Below are 26,719 nucleotides of genomic sequence, written 5' to 3' on the forward strand. Positions count from 1 at the left end.
ATTTCGCCAACCACACCTAATACCGCCGCAGCCGCCAAACCACTGTCATCACCGACAGCCGCGAAAGCGCCCGTCAATGCCGTTAAGGTACAACCCATGCCTGTCACATAAGGCATCATTGGATGACCATTGTTTAACGTCACAACACTGTCTTTCGTGACAACGTAATCCGTCTCACCAGAAATAACCACATTCGCGCCGTATTCAGCCACTAAGCACTGTGCAGCGCCTAATGCCGCGTCACTGCTATCTAGTGCATCAACGCCTTTGCTCTGCGCTTGCTCACCCGCTAGCGCGATAATCTCAGACGCGTTACCACGAATGATTAGCTTGTTGGCTAAACGTGCAATTTCACGAGAAGTCTCAGTACGTAGCGTACTTGCGCCACAACCCACAGGGTCAAGAACCACAACCTTATTATTCGCGTTAGCCTGCTCGACCGCGAAGCGCATTCTTGGCGTCCAAACACTATCAAGCGTGCCAATGTTAATCACAAGCGCACCAGAGAAAGACATCATCTCAGCCAGTTCTTGTTGTGAGTGTGCCATGATAGGCGAAGCGCCAATCGCCAATAACGCATTAGCTGTGTTGTTCATCACGACGTAGTTGGTGATGTTCACAACCAGTGGTTTTTGCTCTCGTACTGCGCGCAACGATTGGATGATTTGTTCAGTTAGCATGGGGAAATCCTTATTCGTTAAAGTCGCTTTTAAGCCGCTGTTGAATCATTAAGAGCGTTCAGCCCTTGCTGCCAAAAAGCCACTTCCATACGCGTTGCGGTTTTGAAGATATGAACGATGTTCTGACCGCGCTCGCTGTTGATATCAATTTCAGCAAGCAGCTGATTGAAGTATTCCGCGCCCGTTGCCACGCCAGACTGGAACTCTTCACTGCCATACAGTTGCAGCCAACTTGCGTATGGGTTGCCTTCTAATACAGTATCGCTGCTTTCTAACAGCGCTTTACCAATCACAGCGTAACCAATGGAACACGGAGCCAGTGCCGCATAAAGATCGACAAGATCACCCGTCATACCCGCGTCCAGAACGTAGCGCGTGTAAGCAACTGTACCGAAATCTTCCGGTTCGTTTTCTAGGTCAGATTCAGTTAAACCCCACTGACCACAGTAAGTCACGTGGTGAGAGATTTCAGAATCTAATAAAGCATGAACACTTGGCAGTGCACGACGCATATCCGCCAGTGTTTTTGCCTTGTAAATCGCCAACGCATAAGCGCGAGCATACTGTTTTAGAAACAGAAAATCTTGCTTCAGATAATGCAGAAAACATGGTTGAGCGAGCGTGCCGTTTGCTAGCGTTTTAACAAAATCATGCTCTGTGTAGTCTTGCCAATCTTGTTGACAGGCTTGGATTAATTCTTGGTATTTCATGAGATTCCTTAGTCAAAAGTCGGTACGTAGTCAGCGGCTTTTGGTAGTGATTTGATGATGCCTTTGTCGAACATGAACTGTGCGTAATCGTCGTAACGTTTCAGGTCAACAGCAGAAGGGCGAAGTGCAAAACGAGTTAGCGTGTCATTCCATGCGCGTTGGTTAAGCTCGTTGTTCAACGTATCTGGTGAATACGCAACAAACTCGCTCCATGACTCTTGTGGGTGGTTCACGATGTAAGTCGTTGCTTGTTCCAATGCTTTATTGAACGCTTTGATCGCTTCATCGTCGTGCTGCTTTGCGTTCGCAACAAAGATCAGCTCATCGTAAGCTGGCACACCGTGCTCTTCTGGAAAGAACGCTTTTGCTTTAAAGCCTTCAAGTGCTAACTGGTTAGTTTCGAAGTTACGTAGGCCACCCCAGATTGCATCTACCTTGCCTGATGCCAATGAAGATGAAAGTGCCCAACCCACATTGATGGTTTGCACGTCGGTAAACTCAACGTTTTCTTGCGCTAACATAGTGCCGATAGTCGCTTCTTCGTTACCCGCAATCGCAATACCGATCTTCTTGCCTTTCAGATCCGCTAGCGAATCATTCTTGCCGTTATCCAGTACCATTAGTGTGTTTAGTGGCGTCGCGATAAGGGTTGATGCACGAACTAAAGGAAGACCCGCAGCCACATCCATGGTTAAACTTGGTTGGTAAGTTACCGCTAAATCGACCTTACCTGCCGCAACCAATTTTGCTGGCGTGCTTGGGTCTGCTGGTTCTTGAATTTCAATGTCTAAGCCTTGGTCAGCAAAGTAGCCACGCTCTTGAGCGATAACAATTGGACCATGGTTCGGGTTCACAAACCAATCCAACATCAGTGTCAGTTTCTTTTGTTCAGAGTCCGCTAAAGCATGACCTGAAACTAGCGAAGCAAGCAGTGCCACTGCACCTATCAATTTTGTATTTTTCACGGTTAACCTTTCCTTTTGAATATTATTCTTATGTTGAGCGAAGCCATCATTGGTTTTCCCAAGGGATAGCTTTTTTGAGTAATTTATCTGTAACGAAGTAGAGCGAGATAGACAGCACCGCCAAGATGAACAAGGCAGCAAACATCTCATCAATGATCATGCGTGCGTTGGCCTGTAGCATTAGGTAACCCAGCCCCTCACTCGAACCAACCCACTCCCCGACGACCGCACCAATTGGCGCAATCACCACAGCTACACGAATGCCAGACGCTAAGGTTGGCAATGCGGCAGGCAGTTGGATATGGCGGAGCAATTGCCATTTCGATGCACCCATCGTCTTGGCAAGATCGAGATAGCCTGTCGGTGTGTTACGTAGGCCGTCGTAGCAACATGTGGTCACAGGGAAGAAGATGATGATCGCCGCCATCACCACTTTTGAGGCGATGCCATAACCTAGCCACAGCATCAATACTGGAGCAATCGCAAACACGGGGATCGCTTGGCTAGCAATTAAGATAGGCAATAGCCAACGCTTTAGCGGATCAAACATCAACATCTGCAGAGCGAAAAATAGCCCCATCGATAAACCAAGCAGCAAGCCAAGTAAGATCTCTTGCGCAGTCACCCATGTGTGTTTGAGTAACACATCGTAGCGTTCAATCAGCTTTAAAAAGACTTCTGCTGGCGCTGGCAGAATGAAGCTCGGCATCTCGAAGACAACCACAACTAACTGCCATAAACCGAGAATCACAGCACTGCTGATAAGCAAACGAACAACAGGATTCATCTGACGATCGCGTGTAGTGGTAGTCTGTGCGTTAGTTGAACGAGCTACAGCTTCGCTTCGCGTTAGATCATTCATAGTCACGCTCCAACTGATCTAAGATCGCTTGTTGTAACTCAGCACATTCACCATCTAACACTCGTGGTGTCGCGGTGTTAGGCACAGATAAAGACTGAGCATTCGCAGGTGTGCCTTGCAACACATACAAATTGTCCGCCAAGCGCACTGCTTCTTGTGGATCATGGGTGATCAACACAACGGTTTTACCTTTTAGCAGTTCACACGCTAAGCTCTGTAGTTTGTGTCTCGTTACCGCATCGAGCGCAGAGAACGGCTCATCCATCAGCACCACAGGCTTGTCTTGCATTAAAGTGCGAGCCAAAGCAACACGCTGACGCATACCACCAGACAATTGATCCGGCATCGCATTCGCATAATCAGCCAAACCAACCGCAGCTAACAACTCGAGTGCTTGATTAGTTTGCACTGCTTTATCAGAAGCTGGATTTTGAAAACGATGACTCAGGCAAACATTGTCGATGACCGATAGCCACGGCAGTAACAAATCTTGCTGCGCCATGTAAGCGATGCGATCCGTTAAAGGTAATTCATCAGACGTTGCCAATGTGCCCTGCCACTCCACCTTATCGTCCAGCAAACCTGCCAGATAACGCAATACGGTGGTTTTCCCGCAACCACTTCGACCCAGCAATACCGTCCACTTACCCGCGTTTAGGCTAAGCGACAACCCAGACAAGGTCGCGTGCTCACTGTCGTTATAACGTAAGGAGGCATTGCTGAGCTGAACACCAACCGTATTAACGGACATTACCGTGTCCAGCGAAGAAGTGATTTACAGGGCCATGACCTTGACCGACTTGTAACTCATCAGCGTGAGCAATCGCGCGAGAAATGTATTGTTTGCCTAGGTCGACAGCCTCTGACAGCGTGTTGCCTTGCGCTAAGAAAGAAGCAATAGCAGAAGAAAGCGTACAACCCGTACCGTGCGTGTTTTTAGTCGGGAAACGCTTAGCGCTAATCAAGGCAGAGGTAGTCGGCAGAATCAGTAGATCGTTACTGTTCTCATCCTTCTCTAGGTGGCCACCTTTCAAGAGAACGGCTTTAGCACCTAGTGCGCGCAGGTCTTCAATCATGCCCTGCATTTCAGCTTCGCTTTCAGGTACTGGCTTGCCTGTTAATGCTGCGCCTTCAGGTAAATTAGGAGTAATGATATCTGCCAGCGGAATCAACTCTTGTTTTAGCGTCGTGATAGCTGAGTTTTCTAGAAGAAGGTCACCACTTGTCGCGACCATCACAGGGTCAATCACTAAGTGCTTAGGTTGGTACTGCTTAATTTTGTCAGCAACGACTTTGATGATTTGCGAATCGGCCAACATGCCGACTTTCACAGCCACGATATTGAGATCAGTGAAAACCGCATCTAACTGGCTAGCAACATGGTCGAGTGGAATAGGAAAAATGGCGGAAACGCCTTGCGTGTTCTGAGAAGTGATCGCGGTAATTACCGAACAAGCGAAACTACCTGTCGCAGACATGGCTTTAATATCAGCTTGAATACCGGCACCGCCGCCACTGTCTGAGCCAGCGATCGTCAATACAATCGGAGTGTTCGTTCGAATCGAATCATCAGCAGAGTGCTGTGAAGCTGAGGCTTTTGGTGTTAAATCTTTTGAAATAGAACTGTGTGTCATTGTCGCTCCTACTATCTTACAAGACGTAGGAGAACGAACACCGATCGAAGGAGAAGTCGCATTGGATTCATGAACAGTCTTCATGAGTGCAGACGTAGATCGAGTGCTTATAGTTCCCTACGCCAGTGTTAACTGAATCAGGTTCAACGGGTCTCGACTAACGATCTCAGCAAACACCAAATAAGGTATATGCCCCCCGACTATTGATAGCGATAGTAACAGCACTCTCACAACTGAGATACTGATTTTATTCAATTATAAGAATTACGCATGAATAAATTTCAATTAGGCACTACAAAACAAACACTTATAACGTTCCTTTAGCTGGCTTCGACTGTATAAACAAGCACAGCACAATCAGAGACATACCTAGCCAGCCTGTAAAAGGAATCAGCTCACCGACAACGCAGACGGCAAGCACCGCTGCAACTACTGGTTCAAACAAAGTAAGTAGATTGGCGCTACTCGCGGTCACATGGCGTAAACCAAAACTGAAGGCGATATAGCCCAAGCATTGTGGGATTAACGTCAGATAACTGATGACTAATACGTTAATCTGCGAGGAAAACAGGTTCTCCCCCGTAAACCAGAGCGTTGGCAGCAACAGCATCGCACCGAGGCCAAAAATACTGCCCATCGCCGCTTGAGACTCAATGTCCTTGTCTATCAGTGCTTTTGTCGCCCAAGAATAAATGGCGTAACACAACCCTGCGAGTAGACCCAAAGCAATACCTAATAGCTTGAGATCATCACCGGATTCATTCGTCGTTGAAGATTCTGAAAACACCAACAGCCCAATACCCACCACACCAATCGCAAAGCTAGTGAGCCAACGTTTATTGATATTATTCTTTTTGCTAATCAGACACTCTAACAATGCAGAAAAGAAAGGTGCAGTCGCAATCGAAACCACTGTACCAATCGCCACGCCAGATAATTTCATTGAAGAGTAGAAAGCTAAAGGATAGACCGCCAAAGCCAAAGCGCTCACTGCCAACAGTCTCTTGTTCTGCAAAAGTTTGTCGAAAGCGAATAGGATTTTTCGATACGCCAAGCCCGCTTGCATTAGGCCACCGACGCCCATAGAAAAAGCACCAATTGCTAATGGGCTTAGATCAGGAGCAAAACTTGCGGCGGTGCCTGTCGTGCCCCATAAAATAGAAGCAAACAAGATGGCTAAAGTGCCCGTTTGGAATTCGTTAACGCGATTGATGGCAAGATTCATTTCTATTACCCAATTTTCAGTTCTGAAATAGATAATAGTGAAGATTGATAAAAGTTAGTTTGCCGAAAGGACGCTATTGTTGCTTCTAAAGACTCTCTTTCATTGAGCCTAGAAACGCCCTTGGGGACATCCCAAAGTGCTGAGAGAAGCGACGACTGAAAGCAGAAACATCACTATACCCCACATTTTCGGCAATCAACTGAACCGGTAAATCGGTGTGGGTTAACAAGGCTTGGGCTTTCTCCATACGATATCGAGTGATGTATTTAAGCGCACTGATACCCAGACATTCTTTGAAGCGTTTTTTGAATTGAGTAGGACTCAAACAGGCCGTTTCAGCAAGTTGTGGAATGGATAATGGCTGGGTGTAGTTATCCGCGATCAGCCTTTGTACGGCCCGGATTCTTGGGTCGATGCTCTTACTCACTTGTTGTTGCTCTAACAGCAATGAAAACACATCCAAGATTGATGACTCAATACCACTATCGACCTGATACTCCAGCTGCTTCTCAACAAACAGCAAGAAGCTCATCAAAGGTGGCGTTATCGTGAAAACCGAGAGCTCATGCTCCAACAAATGCTGCGGCAACTCCGCCATATCTGCGACAATAAACCGCGCTGCTTCATCCGCCTTAAACGCATGCGCTGTGGTTACTGGAATCACCACACATTCGCCCACTGCCACCTTGCCAACATACCCCACCATCTCGATATTGATACTGCCTTGGATCGGCAATACCAATTGATGATGGTCATCATGGGCATGGGTATTAAATTGCTTGGTGTAAGATCGAATGCTTAAGCTAGATTTCATAATCAACGCCGGAGTACATTTCGCTAGGTTAAAGTAAGAGATACAAAGTTACATCATCACTTCCCTAGAGTCACACTCAATGCGCATCAAATTCATGCTAGCTAGGCGACATGATCAAAAACGGCCTCCAAATAAGAGGCCGTTTTGATTAAAAAGCGTCATTCACATAAAGCTTAGAATGATACTTGGCTATCCTGACCAACTACTACCTGAACACTATTTTGAACATCATAGATTTCAAAACCATCAGCAACTGGATCAGCATTGTCTTCATCACTGTCGAACTGCGCAGTACAGGTATACCCCAATGAGTAAGTACCTGGATCGATGAAGCCCAGAGAGAACTCATAGTTAGTCTGTGCTTCATTCATTGCCACTGACGCTGAAGTGATCGGTTTCACTTCATCACTGCCGCCAATCGGAGCCATGTCAGCTTGTTCAACATTACCTTCATACAAGTACACCGACTGAACAAATGTATTATCACCACCGTTACAAGTGTCATAAGTAGAAAGAGCAACAGTGCCTTCAATGTTTCCTGTCTCAACCGTATTGATAAGGCTTACAGACGTTCTTTGAATAGTGTAATCAGGGAAAGTCGAACTGTTCTTTAGGCCGCGTCGAAGATCGAACTCGACAACAAAATCGTTACTCTGCTGGTTCACATTAAATGAGTTATTAAAGTAAAGTACGCCAGCGTTATCTTCTTTACCCACACCTTGCGGACACGCACCTTCACCTTTCACCGTTAACTCACGGGGCGTATCATCGTTTTCTATCACGTATGATGGATCTGTTGGATGATCGCCATCATTAGCAAACACACACAACTTATAGCTGCCTACCGGAATGACCTCATTTTCAATCAAAGGAAGCGCATCGCTGCCTTGGTAATCCAGCAAATTCACACTTAATGGAATCGGATCCTCACCATCTGGCAATGGATCGCCATTTTCATCAACGTAATCGCCGTTTTCGTCCGTTTTATACACATCATAAATCAGTGGCGAACCTCCCCCTTGAGGAAGTAAAGCAACCTTACTGAATGTCACGGTGACGTCTTTAACATCATCAATGGGCGCATCACTCACGCTCAAAGTAATGGGTGTCGTGCTGCTTGATGAACCTGAATCACCGCCACAACCAACAAGCCCAGCCAGCACAAGGCTCGCTAAAGCGGTTTCCTTTAAATACTTCATAACTAATTTCCTATAAATCACTGCTCAATAAAGGGCTTAGTTTGTTGCCCTCTTATTCTTTTCCTTAATGTGACTCATAGACAAACCGCGCTTATGGCCCAAATCGGCTAGCTCTATTATTTAGGGCTATCTTCATCCAAAAACTCTGTTCATCAAGGTGCACATCTCAGGTCGCACATAGGTTAATTAAGTCTAGTAAGTAAATTGTCAGTAGTCGCACATATTTGGCAAGGTTGCTGTCAATTGTGTTGGAATGGTCGGTATGTATAGGGTCGGAGAGGATGATTGAAAGCACTCAAATCAAAGTCAAAAATCGCCCCCAAGATCAAAAAAGGCCGTTAAGACAGCCTATTGCTGAACTTAAACGACCTTTTTATTGAATGTGGATAAAGCTAATTCGATATTAGCTCATTCAAATTCACTTATTTTTGAAGTTGCTCTTTGGCCGCTTCAACCTTAGAAAAATCTAGGCCAAGCTCTTCAACTGCTTCTTTGATTAGTGCAGGGTTTTGCATTACCTGACCCATCAGCATTTGAAGTTTGTCTTGAGGTAAACCAAGTTGGCTGATCGTCGCCATTGCTGCAAGAGGGTTCTCTGTCAGCGTTTTAAATAGCTCACTGATCTGCTCGTCGCTAATATTGTTCTCTTTCAACATCGCTAAAATCGGGTTCATTTTTTTGCCTTTGAAACACTAAATTAAATAGGAGCACAGCATACCATCTAGCTGTGCTCGATTGTACTAACAAGTGACGCTTTGGTTTAACGCGATCTGTGCTTTTCCCAAACGCAAAGAAGACTTGGGCTTAACGAGATTCCAGCGGGTAAGAACGGTAGCTCCACATGCCATAAGTTCTCAGAGCATCACGGTAGATACCTAATAGCTCACCACTGCTCGCGTTCTTAAGATCTTCTAGCGGCTTGTCTGGGTAAGAGACCGTATCGAAGGTAATGCCCTGTGGGCCTGTCTGCCAGCTCGCGATTTCAAACAGAGTTTGACCACGACGAACATGGCTCGCCGAACTGATAATGGTCACGTGCTTAATATCATGACGAGCAAGCGCGTAGCTACTGAACAAGGCATTACCTACCGTGCTGGTCGCGTAATTCTCTTCAATGATGCGATCTTTGCTTACCCCTTTTTCGATAAGCCAATCTGCCATCAACTTACCTTCTGTCTTGTGGTTCTTAGGCACGCCACCCGTTAACACGATCATTGCATCAGGGTTCGCTTTCGACATTGCTAATGTGGTTTCAAGGCGTTCAATCAAGATTTGATGCATAGAACCATCAGGGTTAAGCGCGTAGCCCAAAGTCACAATGGCACCGTGCTCATCCAATAAACCTTTGTCCGCCGACTCTTTCAACGGGGTTTCCAACACGCGATCAACCGTAGCAAAAATGCGTTTGATGTCTTCTGCTTTGCCCTTGTTTAGGCTTTCCAGTTTCTCCATGTGCTTGTTGGATTCACTGTCATTGCCTTCAAATCTCTGCCAAACCGCAAGATACGCGTGCAAGTCGACATCGTCTGGCGCAACCGTCAATGCTTGCTCAAACAGCTCAATAGCACGCTCTGCATTCTTGTTGTAGATCTGAGCGTTTGCTGCCGAGATCAGCAGGTCAGTACGGTAAGGTTCTAACTGGTACGCTTCTAACAATCGGTTGGTCACAATTTCCATGTTGCTTGGCATTTTAGCCGTGAATCCCGCGTGTGAAATTCTTGCCGGAGACTTAAACGCCTGCAACGCATCAAGAAGTAGTTGGTCGACAACTTGTCGCTTAGTCACCAACTGCGCGTAGTCCGCAGAAGCCTGTACAGCGCCATCGTTAGCAGCAAAAGAGTAAGGTGTTGCGCCAAAAGCGAGCATGCCACCAAGAGCGAGGGCGATAATGTTCTTTTTCATTGAAAGATCCTGTGTCGTTAAGTGTTCACATCAGATTTGCTCACCAATGTAAGCCCCCAAGATTAAAAAACCGTGAACCAAACCTTACTCTCCAAGGTTGATATTCATTTGTTGCATAAGGTGTGGCTGCAGATCACGATTTTATGCGCCAGAGTAAGCTCAAATATCCAGATAGCTTCGAGTTATGAGGAGCTCCCTTGATTACTTTGGAATATTTAACTTCGAATCCCACATCCCTATTCCATCTAAACCCGTAAGTTTCGAAGCTCAACATCAAACTTAAATGTGCATTTTATGTTTATTATTTCAGCAACTTAAAACGCTATCTCCCTATCAGTCCACGCTCATTCACGTTTACACAGGCAAGTTCAAAAGGCACGGAGTTTGGTATCAAATCCGTCAATTCACAGAAAATTCAAAAATCAATCATTGAACGATCGTTCAAGTGGTGTTTTAATAAATCACCAATACAAGGAGTTACCCCATGCTTAAGTTCTATTTTCACCAAACACCAAACCCAATGAAGATCGCTCTGTTTTTGGAAGAGACAGGCCTAGATTTTGAACTTGTTCCTGTCGATACCTTAAAGGGTGAGCAGCATTCACCGGAATATCGTTTAATCAATCCAAATGGCAAAACGCCTGCGATTGAAGACGAAGGACAACGTGTATTCGACTCTAACGCTATCTTGCTGTACCTATCTGAGAAAACAGGCAAGCTAGCTGGTCAGCCAGAAGACAGAGCTGAACTATTATCTTGGATGATGTTTATCGCCAGCGGACTTGGTCCATACTCTGGCCAATCAGTACACTTCCGTCATGCTGCGCCAACAGGCTTAGATTACGCGGTAAATCGTTATCTACGCGAAGCACAGCGTCACTACGAAGTGTTAGAGAAACATATGGAAGGTCGTGATTTTTTCGTCGGAAATGAGTACACCATCGTCGATGTCGCGGCATGGGGTTGGATTGATAAAGCGCCGGTTGTGCTTGGTGAAGAAGGCTTAGAACCTTACCCGAACTTGAAGCGCTGGTTCGATGCAATCAACGCCCGCCCTGCTGCACTGCGTGCTCGCGAAATCGGCAAAGGCATTGAGTTTAAAACCGAACGTGATGAAGAGGCGCTTAGAGCGTTATTCCCGTCTAACTTCGCTGAATAGCAATAATAGTAGCAATAACAGTAACAAGAACTCTATTACCGACACTCACCAGTTAAGCGTTCAGAACATGAATACGAAGCTCAGTTCCGTGCTGAGCCGTATTGTCACAACAGAGCTTGATTGGTGAGTTAAGATCGTTCTTCAATCAAGTTCGCCTGTTATCAAGTTTGCCTGTTATAAAGCAATCCTTATCTATTTCCTTTAAAGCCTTTAGAAGCAGTACCGATTCTCGATTTCAAGCGTGTAGAAACAGACGTTGCGCGAATACGACCAACTACTGTCCAGAAAATTACGAACTGAGTAATGAGTAAGGTCAGCATCTTAAAAGGACCTCATTTCTAACGGCTTTGACTGCTTGGTTTTTCGCCTTTTATGGATATAAATAAACACTAACTTTATAACTATGATTGTCATGACTAACTCGATGATGAACAAAGGAGCGCTTATTCTACAAATTGAATGACATCAGACATCACAGAAGGCTTACATATCAGTTATAAAAATATAAACAAAAAATAAAGTAATACTTATCAATAACTTGTTACTAAAATCCATATCGACAAGGTTTATTAAAATCAAAAAAGACTTCTATTCATTTCTCGTATTATAAAACGATAATCGTTTGATGATGTGCACATTCAAGCAACTATGCACAATAACGGCTCATCACAATTGAGGTCGTTATGCCGAACTTTCTAGTCCACATTTTTAATACACTAAAGCAATATGATTTGCTGCTTGCCCTTGTATTTATTCTTGCCTATTGGCTTCTCAAGCGCTTTATTTCGACGACCGTTATCAACCTTGCACAGGTAAAGTCTGTCGCGACGACACGCACAATGTTCATCATTCGCTGCTTCAACATTTTCTCGTTTATACTGCTGTTTGCGACCTATATCATCGTCAGTGGGATTGGCTATGGGAACTTCACCATTTTCATCTCGTCCTTGGTGACGGTTTTTGGTGTCGCCTTCATTGCCCAATGGTCAATTCTGAGTAATATCACCGCGAGCTTTTTGATCTTCTTCGTATTCCCTTACCGAATTGGCGACTCAATCATTGTTGCAGATGGGGATGATATCGAAGGAAAGATCCTTGAGATTAAGATGTTTCATACTCTAATCAAACACCCAAGCGGCAACTTAATTGCTTACCCCAATTCTCTGCTATTGCAGAAAAGCGTAACTAAGGTGTTAAAGAAGAACTCTCCACGTACAGAAAGGCCTCGGTAACCGAGGCCTTATCATGTAATAGAGAAGCGAAACGCATTAGTTAGGTTTCAGTTGGTGTTTCTAGTGCAACTGCTATTTCCAGTGCGGCTGCTAATTCTAGTGCTACTGCTTTTAACTTTCACTATTTACCGTCAACATCGAGTTTGACGCCCTGAAGTTGTTCAATCAGTTTGTCTAGATTACTGTCAAAGAACAACGGACCGGCTAGCGTCAATGCAATCGGTGAAGAAGTATTTTGCGTCGCTTGCAAATACAACTCTTTGGCACCCATAGTGTTGCCACGCGCCTCTTCTGCTTTAGCCATTAACAGATAAGTCAGAGGGGTATGTTGATTGTAAGGAATCGACAACAAGATCTTTAACGCCTTATCAGGCTCACTTTGAGACAGCGCTAATATTGCGTTAGCTTCACAAACACGAGGATTATTTCCTCGCTTAAGAATGGCAGACAAAGACGAGGAATATTGCTCATTCAACGCCTTGATTCTAGGTTTAATATTTTCCTCATCTGTTGAGAAAACCGTCAGCACTTCACTTATGTAACTCACCGAAATAGCATAAGCGTTATCTGGAGCCAGCGCTCTGGCCTCTCGAAAATGCTTAAGCGCCATATCAAAATCCACGGTGCTGTAAGAAACCCCGGTCGCAGACATCAACGCCTTGACCGATTCTTTATCCTGAGGAAAAACAGAAATATTGCGCTGTAACTCTTCTTCAGGCACATCGATATACATAGCACGCAATAGATCGTCGATCATCGCAGCAAACGTCTCATGGAAACGAGCAAAGTTGGTGGAATAACGGCGGTTTAAATGCACGCCTCCCGACGCTCGGTTAACATACTTCACCAATAAACGAGTTTTCTTGCCGTCACTGCTTTTTGCCGTTGAGATATTAAACTCAATCGCGGCCAACTTCTTATGCTCATCAGACTTAACCACTCTGATATTGCTATAAAAACCAATATGTTCAATCAGCTTAATTACGATTCCATAAAGCTCTGGTTGCGCCTTAACCTCTTCCGTTACATTCAATACAACATAACGAAATTCATAATGACTTAATGAGTGAGCCGAGCCTGCTTGCGAAGGGCTTTGTTTGTTCTGAGAAAACCACATATATGATGATTGTAAAACGATGACAACGGCCAAAAACGCCAGTATGTAATGCAGTTTTCTACTTCTTGGAGAATTTTCTGATGGCTTTACATAGCCCTCTTCCCGGCCTTCTCTTTGGACAAGATCTTGGGTTTCAGGCGTTGATTGGCGTTCATTAACATCAAGCTGCTCAGTTTTTTGGAGAGCGGTTTTTTGGAGCTCTACTTTCTCAAATCTCACTTCACCATCAAATCGGTAGCCACGCTTTGGAACGGTAACAATATAACTGCTTGTCCTTTTACTGTGTGTTTTCAGAACTTTTCGTAGTTCAAATACCGCTTGGGTGACAACTTGGTCGGTTAATACACTGCCATTCCAAACCTCTTCAATTAACTCATCACGCGTATGAGTCAAACCCGGGTTCAAACATAAGAACTCAAGCAACTTAGTGAGGCGGTTATCAATCGTAATACACGAATCAGCAAACTGAATCTGCCCTTCGTTAGGCATAAACTGCCACTCATCGACGATAAAACTGATGTTTTTCTCAAGCATTCACGCTCACTCACTCTTTATGGCTCTTCTTATCGTCTAAACATAGCTTCAATCCAATGATTTTGCTGATAATTTCGACCGGTTGTGTGTGATTTTTCACAATTTTCGTTTCAGCCGACATCATTCAGAAGCATTTCCATAAAATTCACGGCGGTTATTGTCAAAACTCAGAGCAAGCAAAAATTAATACGAGCGACCCTAAAATTCTCTCAACAAAAATAGAGCCTAACTAACTGTAATAATTAACTTTATATTTTCTTGATATTGAAGTTATGAAACTCTATGAACTGGTGAGCTTTACGTTATGTCAGCGAATCACAAAATCTGCATGATAGCTCCACACCGCAAGTGAGGGGCGACATGCAAACGAGAGAAAGGCATAACGTTCCCTGTAGTCACTTGCAATAAGGACATAAGAATTGATGTAGACACATCACCCGCTGACGGATTAGGGAACATTAGTTAACCTTTATATTAAGAGCTTTAAACCATGAAACTGAACAAATTTATTCTTCCTATCGCTGCTATCTTCTTCGTAACTCAAGCAAGCGCTGACCCATATATTGGTGCTAGCTACCTATATTCTGAGTACCAAGCTAAAAGCGACAATACAGATTTCAGTGATGAGAATAGCGGCTACAGCCTTTATTTAGGCTACCAGATTAATGACCTACTATCGGTTGAAGCTGGATACGCGGATTTTGTTGATACACACAAAGACTTCGAACACATTTATTCAGATGCATGGTTAGCAAGTACAAAACTAACACTACCTATTACGATTTTTGACGTATACGGTCGTCTAGGTATCGGTCACTTCCAAAGTAACCTAGGTGATACAGACGACATTTACTACGGTGTGGGTACAGGTGTAACTCTAGGTCCTGTTCGTGTTGCACTGGAATACACAATGTACGAAGCAAAAATCGTAGACAACAGCTACGCACTAAGCGCTGAATTCCGTTTCTAATAGGGTAAGTATTAAGGCTCCCTAGCCTTCCCTACACAACGAACACCATCAAGCCTCTGACATACCATCAGAGGCTTTTTTGTTACCTGCAGTTTAATGTACTGAAGTGTTCTATTGGCAGATAATGCAGTAGAAATGACCAGCAAACGCTGCCTGAAGGGTTCGAACTGGGCGCCCCGCAAGAAGCGTTTTACTCATTGTTGAGGTAGATTTGCTTAGGATGACTAGGCTGCCTCCCCCTCGCAGCGATTAAAACGCTTTTATCTCGAAAAATTTATCCGCGAAAGGTCAACACGCCCTAGTAACCGCGCTTACTTTTACTTGAGAGCATAAGTTCACAGCCCAATAGCGCAACCTTAAGACCAAGTATCAATGTCACTACAGGCTCACCTCGTAACTCAAAGCCAGTAACCAACATGATCAAGGCAGCCAAAGTGAGGACAATATCCAACAATGTGAAAAGCAGAGAATCGAATTTATGATAACGGTAGGCAGTAACAATTCCCAACCATTCGTCGGCAAGAAAGTATAGTATTACTGAGAAGGCTAGATACGTTAGTGTCAGCTCAACATATTCAGTAAGAAAAACAGCGGTAATAAGTAAATTAGTAATCAAAATCACGTAGCGTTTGAAGCCAAGTGAGTGCGTCAGTTTTTGAAGTGAACCACTCGCCATGACCATACCAAAAATCAAAAAAATAGACATTGTAGCTAGACACATTGACAAGGTCGAAACGAACCAATCTTTGTCAATAACCGGATAACACATCGTCACAAAACCAATGATTGCTGTCATCGAACCCAAAGGGATTTGAACACGAAAGTTAGTCGTCAAATCTACTGTGCGCAAGTTCTTGACAGTGGCTGTTCTAAAGTGTGAGTGAGTCGCTACTTGACTATTCATATTCAATCCTTAAACACAACCAAATGTGCTGTATTGTTTATTTACAGTCAGTTTACTGAGGTTTACTCGGGTTGGGTGCTCGTAGAATTACCAGCTACGAATTAGGAAAATACTAAAAAACAGCTGATCATTTGCTAGGGTAGACTCACCAGTCGCTCTACAACGGCTTGATAGGTTTGGTTATCTTTTAATTGAGTTTGTCCTTCGTAAATGATGGCATCGACAGTATTCGCATCAATCGTTAAATCAGTAGGAACTTGGTTAAACCGTTGACGTGCAATTGGGTCTTTTGTGTAGTCGAAACCAACTTGAATAAAATGTGGGATCACTTCCACATTGCCATTAGATGCTTCACTTGCCCACTGTTCCATAGAATCAATAAATAGTGCTTTGGTTGCATCATTATATCGATGTAACTGAATATCAGTGATTGAATTTAGAGTCTGGGCGACAGTAGGAAAGTCAACACTTTGACCAATACCTAACTCTGGTTCCGTCGATGCATCTACAGAAATGACCATGATGTGGTGCTGACTCTGTCCTGAATATTCCATCTTCATATGAAAATCACCGATCTCTAACAGATCATATATCGCTAATAGTCCCAAATTATCAGTGATCCCACCATCCACTAAATGTATATAACGATTCTTCTCTTTATCGTTGTATTCTCGGATATTTTGCACGGCTTTCTTAGAACGAAAAGAGAGTTCATTTAAAGAAATCTGCCCCATTGAAGTATAATCATTAGTTTCACAACCCTGGTAATTCTCTAGAACTACAGGCTCGAATAAGACAGGAACAGCAGAAGAGGCCGTTACGGCTTTGGAAATAGGGAACTGACTCACGTCAGAGCAAAGCACATTGAAATACTCTTGAATAAATGAAAAGCGAACACCCGTCGTGATATCTGACGCGTTGATTATGATATATGGGGCGGTTTTAGTATCAATATCAGAAAATGTTTTTTGGCCGAAGATCTCTTCTTCGTAATAATCATTTGCGAGATCTGTTCTTCCCAATGCAGAAAACCATCTTGAAGGGCTGAGCAATTTTGAGAGCAGATCGTCTTTAACATCACGCTTAAGAAAGCTCTCTTCATATTCGCTAAAAATTTTATCTTGATACAAACCATAGTATGCCGCAGTGAAGCTACCACCAGATACAGAACTGATGACATCCACTTCACTGAGCAGAGAGCGAGGCTCTCCATTGACCATAATTTGAGTGTCATTAAGCTGTTTTAAAACCCCATAAGACAAGGCGGCAGCTCTAGTGCCACCGCCTGAGAATGCCAAGATCACAGAGATTTGGCTGTCTTCATGATAAGAAGAGGAAAACGCATATCCCCCCTCTTGTTTCACTTCATCTATAGCATTGGGGTTACTTGGATGATTAACCGCAGCACAACCTGACAACGAGCCAATCAACATTATCAAACGTACAATGCGATTAATCATCACAATTCTCTCCATGTAAGAGCGTTTCTCCTCTTACTTTAGATCTTTCGGGTAATAGATTTCACGGCTAACTACATCATCTTCATGAAATAAGGAATGATCAGTGCGTTGGCTAAATCAATAAAGAACGCACACACAAGTGGAACAATTATAAAGGCTTGTGCTGAGTGACCATATTTCTGACTTACCGCCGACATATTTGCCATTGCTGTAGGAGTAGATCCCAGTGAGATACCACCAAATCCAGCACAGACAACGGCTGCATCATATGTTTTACCCATTGATGGGAATACAACAAAGATGTTGATAACAACGGCAAGCAAAAGCTGCATACCAAGAATAGCAAAGATAGGGCCAGCCAAATCAATCAAAGTCCATAACTGCATACTCATCAGTGACATAGCAAGGAAAGTACCCAATGCAATGTCTGCAATCAAACTGATAGCCGCAGAACGAGTTGGCCATTTAGTTCCTGAGATTCGAGGATATGAATCAGGGATTACATTAGTGATCACAATACCGGCGAACAAACATGATACAAAAAGAGGTAACTGCAAACCTGTCTGACTAATCACTTCATTGAGAACAACACCAACAATGATACAAATATGAATAGCTAAAACCGCATCTAAGAATTGAAATGAAGTCAGGCTTTCTTTTGCTGTTGATGTCGTATCTTGTTGATTTTCTTGCTTAGCTGACTCTGCTGGTACTAGATCATGCTTTTTGATCAAATACTTTGCGATTGGCCCACCCATCAAGCTGGCAAGAATCAATCCAAACGTTGCACTAGCAATGCCGATTTCCATCGCACTTTCTAAACCGAACTCTTCTGCGACTCTTGGTGCCCAAGCGATAGCTGTACCGTGACCACCTATTAATGAAATACTGCCACTCAATAAACCAAACACAGGTTCTAAACCAAACATAGAAGCGACAGATACCCCCACGATATTTTGCATAACCATAAAGAAGATAGTGATGGCCAACAGAACAACCAGTGGTTTCCCGCCTTTCAATAGATCTTTTAGGCTGGCGTTAATACCAATAGTAGTAAAGAAATAGACAAGCAGCACATCACGAGCCATAAGGTCAAACTGCACTTCAATAGAGGTTGTTGCATAAAGTAGAGCGAAGAGCGTTGAAACAAGAATACCGCCCGACACCGGTTCGGGGATACTGAACTCTTTTAAGAAGCCAACAACTTGATTGAGTCTACGACCAATGAAGAGAACTACAATGCCCATTGTCACAGCGAAAAATGAGCTTAGCTGTAAGATATTATTTTCAAATTCCATAACGATACCTATCGTTCAGGTTAAATTTCAACTTGAAATGCGCTCACAGGAGCGGTGAGCGCAGCTTCAATTAGTTTGTTTGTGTTGCTTCTTGCGTTTCAGTGCTTTGAGGTACTTCCCAGTTGCCACCCAGTGCCTTATGTAAGCCCACGATGACTTGTGAAGTTTGCAAGCTTGCCGCAATTTCACGATCTTTCACTAGGTTTTGTTGACGCTGAGCATCAAGTACCGTCATGTAATCAACGAGACCCGCTTTGTAAAGTGAGTTCGCCTTGTTCAAAGTGCTATCTGCTTGAACACGCGTATCGGCAACTAATGACTGTAACTCTTGGCTGCTACCATAAGCATAAAGCAACGTCTCAACCTCTGTAATCGCAGTGTTTACCGATTGTTCGTAAGACAAAGCAGCTGTTTGGAATCGGCTTTCTTGAATCTCAATTAGCGCATCAGAACGCCCACCATCAAAAATGGTCCAGTTAACGCCCACACTCGCTACCCATGCTGCAGAATCACTGCTGAATAAGTCACTAAAATCGCCTGCTAGTAAACCTGGTGAACCCGTTAGGTAAAACTTAGGGTACTTGTTTGCTATTGCAGCCCCTACATCAGCGTTAATCGCTGCCATTTCACGTTCAGCAATTTGAATATCAGGGCGGTTTCTCAACACATCTGATGGCAAACCAATCGGTACTACGCCACTGAAATCAGCTAATTCGGTACTGACGGTCAGCATTTGATTCATATCTGCTGATGTTTCACCAAGCAAGATAGCTAAACGTTGTTTATGAACACTCTGAGCAATATCAAGTTGAGGCATTACAGAGCGAGTCATTGATAGCGCTGCCTTAGCTTGCGCGAGATCCAATTCAGAACCATAACCGCTCCTTACAACACTCTGCACCAGCTTGAGCGTTTGCTTTTGAGATTCAATGGTCTCTAACGCCAGTATTTTACGTTGCTCTGCCCCGCGGTACTGCAGATAATTATGAATCACATCGGCAGTTATCAGCGTAGTCATGCCTTCTTTTAGGATTTGAGCTTGTTCTGCTCGAATCTCTGCAGACTCGGCTTTGTAGCCTAAGCGATTAAATACATCCGCTTCCCAAGTAATATTTGCACTGACAGTGGCAAACTCATACTGGTTATCGATGAGCGCATCTCCACCAGTTAAAGCACTCACTTGGGGACCAAGACCGCCAGGGCTGACTAAAGGTCCAGCAAGAGGGTCATTTTCACTAATTTGATAGCTCGTAGCCCCTGCTGATAGACCAATAGTTGGTACTTTAAATGACTCAATTGCTTTCTGGTAAGACTGCGCCGTTTTGATTCTTTCCGCTGCAATTTTTAACGTGATGTTTTGTTGCTGAGCTTGTTCAACTAATTGATTCAACATTGCATCATCAAATGCTAACCACCATTCTGATTGCACTACCTGGCCACTCTCGGTAACGCCTTGTACATCGCTATAGAGAAAGTCATTCCCAACCACATCTTGTGGCGCTTCATAGTTTGGGCCTACTGCACAGCCAGCAAGGATCAACGAAAGTAAAACAGGGCTTAATTTACGTAATTTCATAATGTTATCCTCGTTACTGTGCTTGGTTAGAGATGGTTGTTAAATCTACTTCGTTGTTCTGCTCAGCTTCTGATTTATAGAACAATTTATACAGAGCTGGCATTACAAAGAGTGATAAGAACGTTGCCGCAGCTAACCCGCCAATAATCGTTGCTGCCATTTGGTCGAACAGTAAGTCAGACATAAGTGGAATCATGCCAAGCATAGTGGTTAATGCACCCATTGAAATTGCCATTGTTCGGTTCATTGTTGCTTCTTTAATTGCGTCCGATAATTCAGCTCCGTTTTTGCGCTCTAGTTCAATTTGGTCAATCAATACAATGCCGTTCTTGATGATCATGCCCGACAGACAAATCAAGCCAACCAATGCCATGAAGCCAAATGCTTTATCTGCTATCAATAACATCGCGACTACACCGGTTAATGCCAAAGGCACAGTACCAAAGATAATGGCAGGCTGTTTAAAGCCGTTAAACATCGCCACCATGATGATAACCATCACTAACATCGCAGCTGGTAGGTTAGAAAGAGTATCAACAATCGCTTTATTCTCGTCGTAGTACTCACCACCCCATTTCATTGTGTAACCCACTGGAAGCTCAATCGCTTCAATCGCTTCTCGGCTATATTCACGAGCCAGTGCGACAGTCGTCCCTTCTACGCCAGCTTGAACAGTAATGGTAGGAACACGGTCACGACGCCAAATCATCGATTCTTCCATTTCTAAATCAAAACCATCAACAACTTGACCAAGTGGAACTGTGTGCATACCAAGTAGTGACTGCACAGGTATTGAATTCAAATCACCGATTGTAATGTCACGACCACGAACCTGAATTGGGATAAGTTCATCTTCAATCTTCATCTGGCTAATAGGGAAACCATCTGAAACACGTTTAAGCGTAAGTGCAATATCAGTGCGGTTAATACCGGCTCTACGTGCTTGTTCCTCATTAATAAGTGGCTTGATGACTTTACTTGGTTGACGCCAATCGTCACGAATGTATTTTGCGTTCGGGTTTTGCTCTAGTACTGCTTGAGCTTCTAAAGACAGCTCTTTCAGAACTTTAGGGTCAGGACCACTGAATCGAGCTTCGATGCTGTACTTGTCTGATGTCGCTAGCTTCAGTGCTCTAAAACGAGGTTCAGCTTGTGGGAACTCTGATTTCAGCCAAGTATCACCACGTTCAACTAGAGATTGGATAGATGCGTAATCAACAGTGTTAATCAGTATCTGGCCGTATGCTGGGTCAAAGGGTTCTGGCTCAACAGTTACAGAGAAACGTGGTGCACTTGCGCCAACATAAGTAGAGAAGTTTTTCACCTCTGGCTGTTCAAGTAACCAATCTTCAATTCTTGTCATGTCTACTGACGTTTCTTCAATTTGAGCGCCATTTGGTAGCCAGTAATCCAAGAATACGATTGCTCGGTCAGACGTTGGCATGAACACCACTCGAACTTGGGGAATAAGCGCAAGAGTAATAAGAATCAGAGGGATAACAGCAGACAAACCTTTTTTCGGATTATCGACCATCCAATTCACAGCTTTACGATAACCCGTTGCAAATTTTGATTCCTTCTGGTCTCCAGTTTGAGGCGCAGCTTTTAGCCAAGTCCAGCACATAAGAACCGTAACGGAAACCGCCACTAACCAAGACAATAACAATGAAGACATCATAATCAGTGGTACAGATTCAGAAAACTCCGAAGCATCGGTATTCGAAATCATCACCGGTAATGTACCCATAGCAGCAATAACTGTTGCCGCAAGTAAAGGCAACGCGGTTTCTTTAACGGCTTCGATACCCGCTTTAGTTCGTTCAATACCCTTATTCAGCTTCACTGTAAATAGGTCAACAATAACAATGGCGTTATCTACCAACATACCAAGCGCAAGAATGAACGTACCCAGAGATACACGTTGTAAGTCAATAGCCATGACATTCATGAAAATGAGAGTACAAAGAATAGTAATCAATAAGCTAGACCCAACAATCATGGCACTTTTCAGGCCCATGAATACCCAAAGTACCGCAACAACAATCAATACGCTCTCCAGTAAGTTACTTACAAAGTTGTTGATTGATTTTGTCACTTCATCTGGTTGGAATGCGATGTCTTCAATCTCAACACCAAGTGGTAAAGTCTGCTTAAATTCAGCGATAGTTTCACGCAGTTCGTCACCTAGCGAAACAACGTTTACTCCAGATACTGGGCTTACCGCTAGTGTAATTGCATTTTGACCATTGAATCGACTAATGCTTAGTGCTGGCTCTTGGTAACCCATTGTAATATCAGCAATATCACCAAGACGGATAAGGCCAGTACTCAGACCACCTACTCCACCTTTAATCATAAAGTTAGCGACATCATCAACCGACTGAAATTCACTATTTTGCTCAATGCGAATACGCTCGGTACCAGCTTTAAAACGACCAGCATCATAGATAGCATTTTGACTATTCAATTGGCTAATCACTTGTGCCGCTGAAATATGGAACTGAGCTAAACGCTCTTCTGGCAATTCAATATTCACTACCTGTTGCTGAACGCCATGCAACTCAATTTTCTTAATGCCCTTCACCGCTTTAAGTCGACGCTGAAGTTCTTGAGCATGATCTTTCAACTCTGCCATCGGAACGCCATCACTCGTCATCGCGAAAAGCATGCCATACACTTCAGAGAACTCATCTTGAACAACACTGATTTGTGCGGTGGCGGGTAGCTGAAGCTTACCGTCACTCACTTTACGACGAAGCAAATCCCATTCTTGCGGTAGCTGAGAAGATTGAATGTCTTCACGCAAATCAACAAATATCATTGACATGCCGGGCTTTGAAAGGGAACGCAACTCATCGAGTGACGCCATTTCTTGAAGTTTAGTTTCGACTTTATCCGTAACCTGTTCTTCAACTTCTTTCGCTGAAGCACCAGGATAAAGGGTTACAACTACAGCACTTTTTACTGTAAATGTTGGGTCTTCTAGCTTACCGAGTTTAAAGTAAGAAGCGACACCAGCAATAATGCATAGCACCGTGAAAAAGGCGACAAACGTTCTTTGTCTAATGGCAAATTCTGCAATATTCATAATCCACCCCTTAGTCTTTATTCATAGTAAAAAGATCGCCAACCATTTGATTGGGCTTAATAAAACCAACACCTGATGAAATTACATTGTCACCTGATTTAATCGCTCCACTTACGCAGATATCGTTTCCTAGTAACAATTCAAATTTAACGGGTTTTGCCACGGCTCTCGAATCTTCAACAACGTAGACGTTGTCGTGACCTTCGTGTTGGAAAACGGTTGAATATGGAAGGCAATGGATATTAGCTGCGTTCTCAAACTGCGCTTCAACGACCACCGCTTTGCCCGGTAACAGAGAAGCCTCATTTTCATCTAGCTCAAAAACAACAGTATAAGTTTGCTTAATTGGATGGGGGGTTGTACCAATTTCTGTCGCTACTGCCGAGAGGGTTCCCTCAGAACCATGCCAAAGCACCGTCGCTGTTTGGCCATAATTGAATCGTTCAATAAGGCTTTCTGGAACATCAATTTCGGCCTGGAGCTTAGAAGGCTTATGGATTTTGAAAACAGGAACACCGGGAAGTACTTGCTCAAACTGTTCACTATTTTGCTGACCAACTACACCATCAAACGGGGCTACCAATGTGGTATAACGAATCGCATCTTCTGCTTTTTTAATATTTTGTTGTACAACTTCAATAGCTGCTTTACTGCGCTCGTAACCACTCTTTGCACGATCAAGGTTTACCGTGGCAATTGCATTGTCCGCAATTGCTTGTTTTACACGGCGTAACTCTGAGCTTGCTAGGCGGTGAGCCGATTCTGCTTCACTTAAGCGAGCTTGCAATTCGAGTAAAGCAACTTGGTAATCATGTTGATCAAGCGTAGCTAGCTTATCCCCCTTCCTAACCATATCACCCGGAGCAACATACACATCAGTAATGGTGCCAGGAACACGGAAAGCGACATTGGCCTCATCAACAGACTCTAAGCGACCAGCAAAATATTGCTGGTAAGTCGAATCTTGAACACCAATTTCAATAACATTTACAGGGCGTGGGGATTTATCGACAACTTTCACTTCTTCTTGGCTACAACCAGTAATGGCTCCAGCAATAGCAAGTGCAACTAGGGTATTTTTTGATTGGCTTTTCATAATCATACCTTACCTATTGAGTTAACATGAGATGAAAGGTGCGCAAGCTTCTATCAGCAGTGCTATCGATCATCGTTCGTATTTGATGGGTTAAGTTTGCGGGATAAGAGAGGAACTCGATACTCGGGGACTTACTAGTAACACCTGTGAAAATTACTAGTCAGAAGGCCAATTTTTTCTCACTAGAGCGGAAAGAGATCTCAATTAGGCAGTTAAGATTAAGCGACATGAACTAAGGTGATGATATAGTTACTAATTAATGCGAATCATCACCTATATTGAACGATAGATTACAAACTAAATAGGATCGGTAAGTGCGAGTCCGATACCGAATCGACGTTGTGAATGATTGTAATCGATAAGAGATTCACCATAACCGTCTGAGTATTGAATGTAGCCTCTCAAACGTTTCCAGATAGGGAATGTTATGCCTAGTTCAATAAACCCTTTGTGTGTCGAAAAGTTGTTTCTAGCCATTCCGAACAACTTTATATCCTCGTATTTATACGCTGCGGTTGCTTCAAAATTCCCCATGTAATCTTCAATATCTGGGTTGTCGTCCTCTTCAGCATCTTCACTAAGCCTTACCCATGGTCGAATGGCAAAAGCAGTATTGTCTTTCTCCCAAAGGGCAACCAAATACGCTCGATTCCAACTCCTCGATAACGGTTCACTTCGCCCATTGGATTGATGCTCAACCCCTACGCCCCAGCCAAAATTGTGTTCAAAGTGCGTCCACTGAGTTGGTGCTACGTAAAAGAGTTCGGGTTGGTAATTACTCTCTCGGAAAGGTGCCGATATATTGCTTGAATAAATTTGCCACCAAGATTGAGCAGTGAAGCCAAAATAAAGCGCATCGTCTGTAAGAAACAAGTCATCGTAGTTAAGGGGCACCTTGAGACTCAGCTGGATCTTGGCTTCTTGATCTTCAAAGTTTTCCTGCCAACTTGGGTTATTCGAGTAAGCACCTCGATTAATCGAATCTGTTTTCGTATAGGGGAGAATGTAGTTCATTTTATGTGGCGTTAGTACAAACGGGTTTTCTTGTGTTTCTTGTTCAAGTCGTAACCGTTCTTCAGCCATCGACAAGCCCGTCTCATCAACGTCACTGTGCTCATGAGTATTATGTGCGAGCAAAGAGAAACTCATAGGAAATAAAACGAAAAATTTAACCACACTTCTATTTATACTGTTCATATTGATCTCTTTTTATTTAATATAATGAATGGTTCACGTCGAACTCAAATATTAATCAAATCAGAATTAAACATTAACTAGTAATAATACTAATTATTTATCATATGAGTTCACTAGTAATTTTACTCACGTTCACTAGTAAGTTTTACAGTTATTAATAAAAATAAAATCTGTGATTATTACCTCAAACCGAAAGGGGTAGAAACCTGGCTAAACATTTTAAAACCATTTTATATATATAGGATTTGATTATGAAAAAGTTAACGACAATCTCAGCACTTCTGCTTACTGCTCTAACAACTGCACCTTCTATCGCTTCTGATCTAGATGTGAACTGGTTTGTGGGTGCCGGTGCGGGTTATCAAAATGATGACGTAAGCGGCCTTAATGCAACCAACGGCGAAGATGCTTCTTTTGAAATTCGTGGTGGTGCGATACTGGAAGAAAACCACCGCTTAATGGCGACTTATGGCTACATGGATAAGCTAGAACAAAGTAAATTCCTAGCTTCTTATGACTACCTATTGCCTGTTTACAACGACATTAACCTATTTGCTGGTGTCTCATTGGGCGCGGCGGATAGCGAAATAGCAAACGAAAGTTCGACCGAATTTGTCTGGGGTGGTCAAGTTGGTGCGATGTACGAAATTAATGATAACTGGTCGACTGAAATCTCTTATCGCTATCTTGCGCAAGATTTTGAAGAAAACGACGTAGAAATAGATAACACCCAACAAGTAATGGTTTCGGTCGATTACCGTTTTTAAATAGATATAAACGCTTAAAGAGAACGAGTAACCACTCTCTTTAAGCATAGTGAAATACTAATTCACTAGGAAATTTACTCATGGTTACTAGTGAATTTTACAGTTAACAATTAAAACTAATATTGAAATAATCAATTCATGATAAGTAGTTAAATAATTACTTAACAACATATTTTTAAAACCACTTTTATATTTAGGATTTTATTATGAAAAAACTAACTGCAATCTCTACATGGCGTTGTTGCCTAAATCAGTTGAACCTTTTCCAAGTCCCGTGATCTGAACCTTTGTGATAGTTAGAACGGTGGTGACATGGGTAAAGCGAAAAAG

At 43.4% G+C, this 26,719-nt stretch carries 24 protein-coding genes and 1 riboswitch; of the genes, 4 read left to right on the top strand and 20 right to left on the bottom strand.

Features of this window, described 5'->3' with window-relative positions:
- From thiM to IQQ51_RS14940, 11 genes are all read right to left on the bottom strand, one after another.
- A partial coding sequence (thiM, locus tag IQQ51_RS14890; protein WP_228012884.1) for a hydroxyethylthiazole kinase occupies positions 1-680 on the bottom strand: 680 nt, incomplete at its 3' end.
- 29 nt (positions 681-709) lie between these two features.
- Entirely contained in the window at positions 710-1,390 is a 681-nt protein-coding gene (gene tenA / locus IQQ51_RS14895; protein WP_193841488.1) for a thiaminase II, read from the bottom strand.
- A gap of 8 nt (positions 1,391-1,398) precedes the next feature.
- Positions 1,399-2,355, bottom strand: coding sequence for an ABC transporter substrate-binding protein (locus IQQ51_RS14900; protein WP_050632964.1), 957 nt, complete (start codon positions 2,353-2,355; stop codon positions 1,399-1,401).
- Positions 2,356-2,401: 46 nt separating this feature from the next.
- Positions 2,402-3,217, bottom strand: coding sequence for an ABC transporter permease (locus IQQ51_RS14905; protein ID WP_048615495.1), 816 nt, complete (start codon positions 3,215-3,217; stop codon positions 2,402-2,404).
- Positions 3,210-3,968 carry an ABC transporter ATP-binding protein gene (locus IQQ51_RS14910; protein WP_172378818.1) on the bottom strand — a complete coding sequence of 253 codons (759 nt, stop codon included), beginning with the start codon at positions 3,966-3,968 and terminating at the stop codon, positions 3,210-3,212. Before IQQ51_RS14910 ends, IQQ51_RS14905 begins: the two co-directional genes overlap by 8 nt.
- Positions 3,958-4,851 carry a bifunctional hydroxymethylpyrimidine kinase/phosphomethylpyrimidine kinase gene (thiD, locus tag IQQ51_RS14915; protein ID WP_193841489.1) on the bottom strand — a complete coding sequence of 298 codons (894 nt, stop codon included), beginning with the start codon at positions 4,849-4,851 and terminating at the stop codon, positions 3,958-3,960. Before thiD ends, IQQ51_RS14910 begins: the two co-directional genes overlap by 11 nt.
- A 97-nt stretch (positions 4,852-4,948) precedes the next feature.
- Positions 4,949-5,060, bottom strand: a riboswitch (TPP riboswitch).
- Positions 5,061-5,158: 98 nt separating this feature from the next.
- A complete protein-coding gene (locus tag IQQ51_RS14920; protein ID WP_193841490.1) occupies positions 5,159-6,076 on the bottom strand; it encodes a DMT family transporter in 918 nt (305 codons plus the stop codon).
- Positions 6,077-6,161: 85 nt separating this feature from the next.
- Positions 6,162-6,890, bottom strand: coding sequence for a helix-turn-helix domain-containing protein (locus tag IQQ51_RS14925; protein WP_048615499.1), 729 nt, complete (start codon positions 6,888-6,890; stop codon positions 6,162-6,164).
- Between the two features lie 173 nt (positions 6,891-7,063).
- Positions 7,064-8,089, bottom strand: a complete 1,026-nt coding sequence (locus tag IQQ51_RS14930) for a DUF4382 domain-containing protein (RefSeq protein WP_048615500.1) — start codon at positions 8,087-8,089, stop codon at positions 7,064-7,066.
- Positions 8,090-8,511: 422 nt separating this feature from the next.
- Positions 8,512-8,763 (bottom strand): DUF2999 family protein, encoded by a 252-nt coding sequence (locus tag IQQ51_RS14935; protein WP_004731647.1) that lies wholly within the window; start codon positions 8,761-8,763, stop codon positions 8,512-8,514.
- Positions 8,764-8,893: 130 nt separating this feature from the next.
- Positions 8,894-9,991, bottom strand: a complete 1,098-nt coding sequence (locus IQQ51_RS14940; protein ID WP_193841491.1) for a YdcF family protein — start codon at positions 9,989-9,991, stop codon at positions 8,894-8,896.
- A 484-nt stretch (positions 9,992-10,475) separates the two neighbouring features.
- Between IQQ51_RS14940 and IQQ51_RS14945 the strand changes: the two genes are divergently transcribed.
- Entirely contained in the window at positions 10,476-11,150 is a 675-nt protein-coding gene (locus tag IQQ51_RS14945; protein WP_050650851.1) for a glutathione S-transferase family protein, read from the top strand.
- Between the two features lie 188 nt (positions 11,151-11,338).
- Here the strand turns inward: IQQ51_RS14945 and IQQ51_RS27780 are convergent, their stop codons facing one another.
- Entirely contained in the window at positions 11,339-11,470 is a 132-nt protein-coding gene (locus IQQ51_RS27780; RefSeq protein WP_260256846.1) for a hypothetical protein, read from the bottom strand.
- Between the two features lie 363 nt (positions 11,471-11,833).
- On the opposite strand from IQQ51_RS27780, the gene IQQ51_RS14950 reads away from it, so the two are divergent.
- On the top strand, positions 11,834-12,382 hold the full coding sequence (locus IQQ51_RS14950; protein ID WP_017092057.1) for a mechanosensitive ion channel family protein: 549 nt from the start codon (positions 11,834-11,836) through the stop codon (positions 12,380-12,382).
- A 121-nt stretch (positions 12,383-12,503) separates the two neighbouring features.
- On the opposite strand, the gene IQQ51_RS14955 is transcribed toward IQQ51_RS14950, so the two are convergent.
- Entirely contained in the window at positions 12,504-14,033 is a 1,530-nt protein-coding gene (locus IQQ51_RS14955; protein ID WP_193841492.1) for a winged helix-turn-helix domain-containing protein, read from the bottom strand.
- Positions 14,034-14,523: 490 nt separating this feature from the next.
- Between IQQ51_RS14955 and IQQ51_RS14960 the strand changes: the two genes are divergently transcribed.
- The gene (locus IQQ51_RS14960; RefSeq protein ID WP_050650853.1) at positions 14,524-15,003 is read left to right on the top strand and encodes a porin; all 480 of its coding nucleotides are present in this window, start codon (positions 14,524-14,526) and stop codon (positions 15,001-15,003) included.
- Between the two features lie 298 nt (positions 15,004-15,301).
- On the opposite strand, the gene IQQ51_RS14965 is transcribed toward IQQ51_RS14960, so the two are convergent.
- From IQQ51_RS14965 to IQQ51_RS14995, 7 genes are all read right to left on the bottom strand, one after another.
- Entirely contained in the window at positions 15,302-15,907 is a 606-nt protein-coding gene (locus IQQ51_RS14965; protein ID WP_050648139.1) for a hypothetical protein, read from the bottom strand.
- A 134-nt stretch (positions 15,908-16,041) separates the two neighbouring features.
- Complete coding sequence (locus IQQ51_RS14970) at positions 16,042-17,367, bottom strand: patatin-like phospholipase family protein (RefSeq protein ID WP_228012887.1); 1,326 nt, start codon at positions 17,365-17,367, stop codon at positions 16,042-16,044.
- Between the two features lie 71 nt (positions 17,368-17,438).
- Positions 17,439-18,665: a sodium/glutamate symporter gene (gltS, locus tag IQQ51_RS14975; protein ID WP_048615504.1), complete on the bottom strand. Its 1,227-nt coding sequence runs from the start codon at positions 18,663-18,665 to the stop codon at positions 17,439-17,441.
- 70 nt (positions 18,666-18,735) lie between these two features.
- Positions 18,736-20,241 carry an efflux transporter outer membrane subunit gene (locus tag IQQ51_RS14980; protein WP_048615505.1) on the bottom strand — a complete coding sequence of 502 codons (1,506 nt, stop codon included), beginning with the start codon at positions 20,239-20,241 and terminating at the stop codon, positions 18,736-18,738.
- A gap of 13 nt (positions 20,242-20,254) precedes the next feature.
- Positions 20,255-23,329, bottom strand: coding sequence for an efflux RND transporter permease subunit (locus tag IQQ51_RS14985; protein ID WP_193841494.1), 3,075 nt, complete (start codon positions 23,327-23,329; stop codon positions 20,255-20,257).
- A 10-nt stretch (positions 23,330-23,339) separates the two neighbouring features.
- On the bottom strand, positions 23,340-24,425 hold the full coding sequence (locus IQQ51_RS14990) for an efflux RND transporter periplasmic adaptor subunit (protein ID WP_193841495.1): 1,086 nt from the start codon (positions 24,423-24,425) through the stop codon (positions 23,340-23,342).
- Positions 24,426-24,722: 297 nt separating this feature from the next.
- Positions 24,723-25,622, bottom strand: a complete 900-nt coding sequence (locus IQQ51_RS14995) for a phospholipase A (protein ID WP_193841496.1) — start codon at positions 25,620-25,622, stop codon at positions 24,723-24,725.
- Positions 25,623-25,873: 251 nt separating this feature from the next.
- Here IQQ51_RS14995 and IQQ51_RS15000 point away from each other — a divergent pair, with 251 nt between their 5' ends.
- A complete protein-coding gene (locus tag IQQ51_RS15000; RefSeq protein WP_050648135.1) occupies positions 25,874-26,389 on the top strand; it encodes an outer membrane beta-barrel protein in 516 nt (171 codons plus the stop codon).
- Positions 26,390-26,719: the final 330 nt, after the last annotated feature.

Origin of the sequence: Vibrio sp. OPT18 (assembly GCF_015163615.1) — a bacterium.
Taxonomy (GTDB): domain Bacteria; phylum Pseudomonadota; class Gammaproteobacteria; order Enterobacterales; family Vibrionaceae; genus Vibrio; species Vibrio coralliirubri.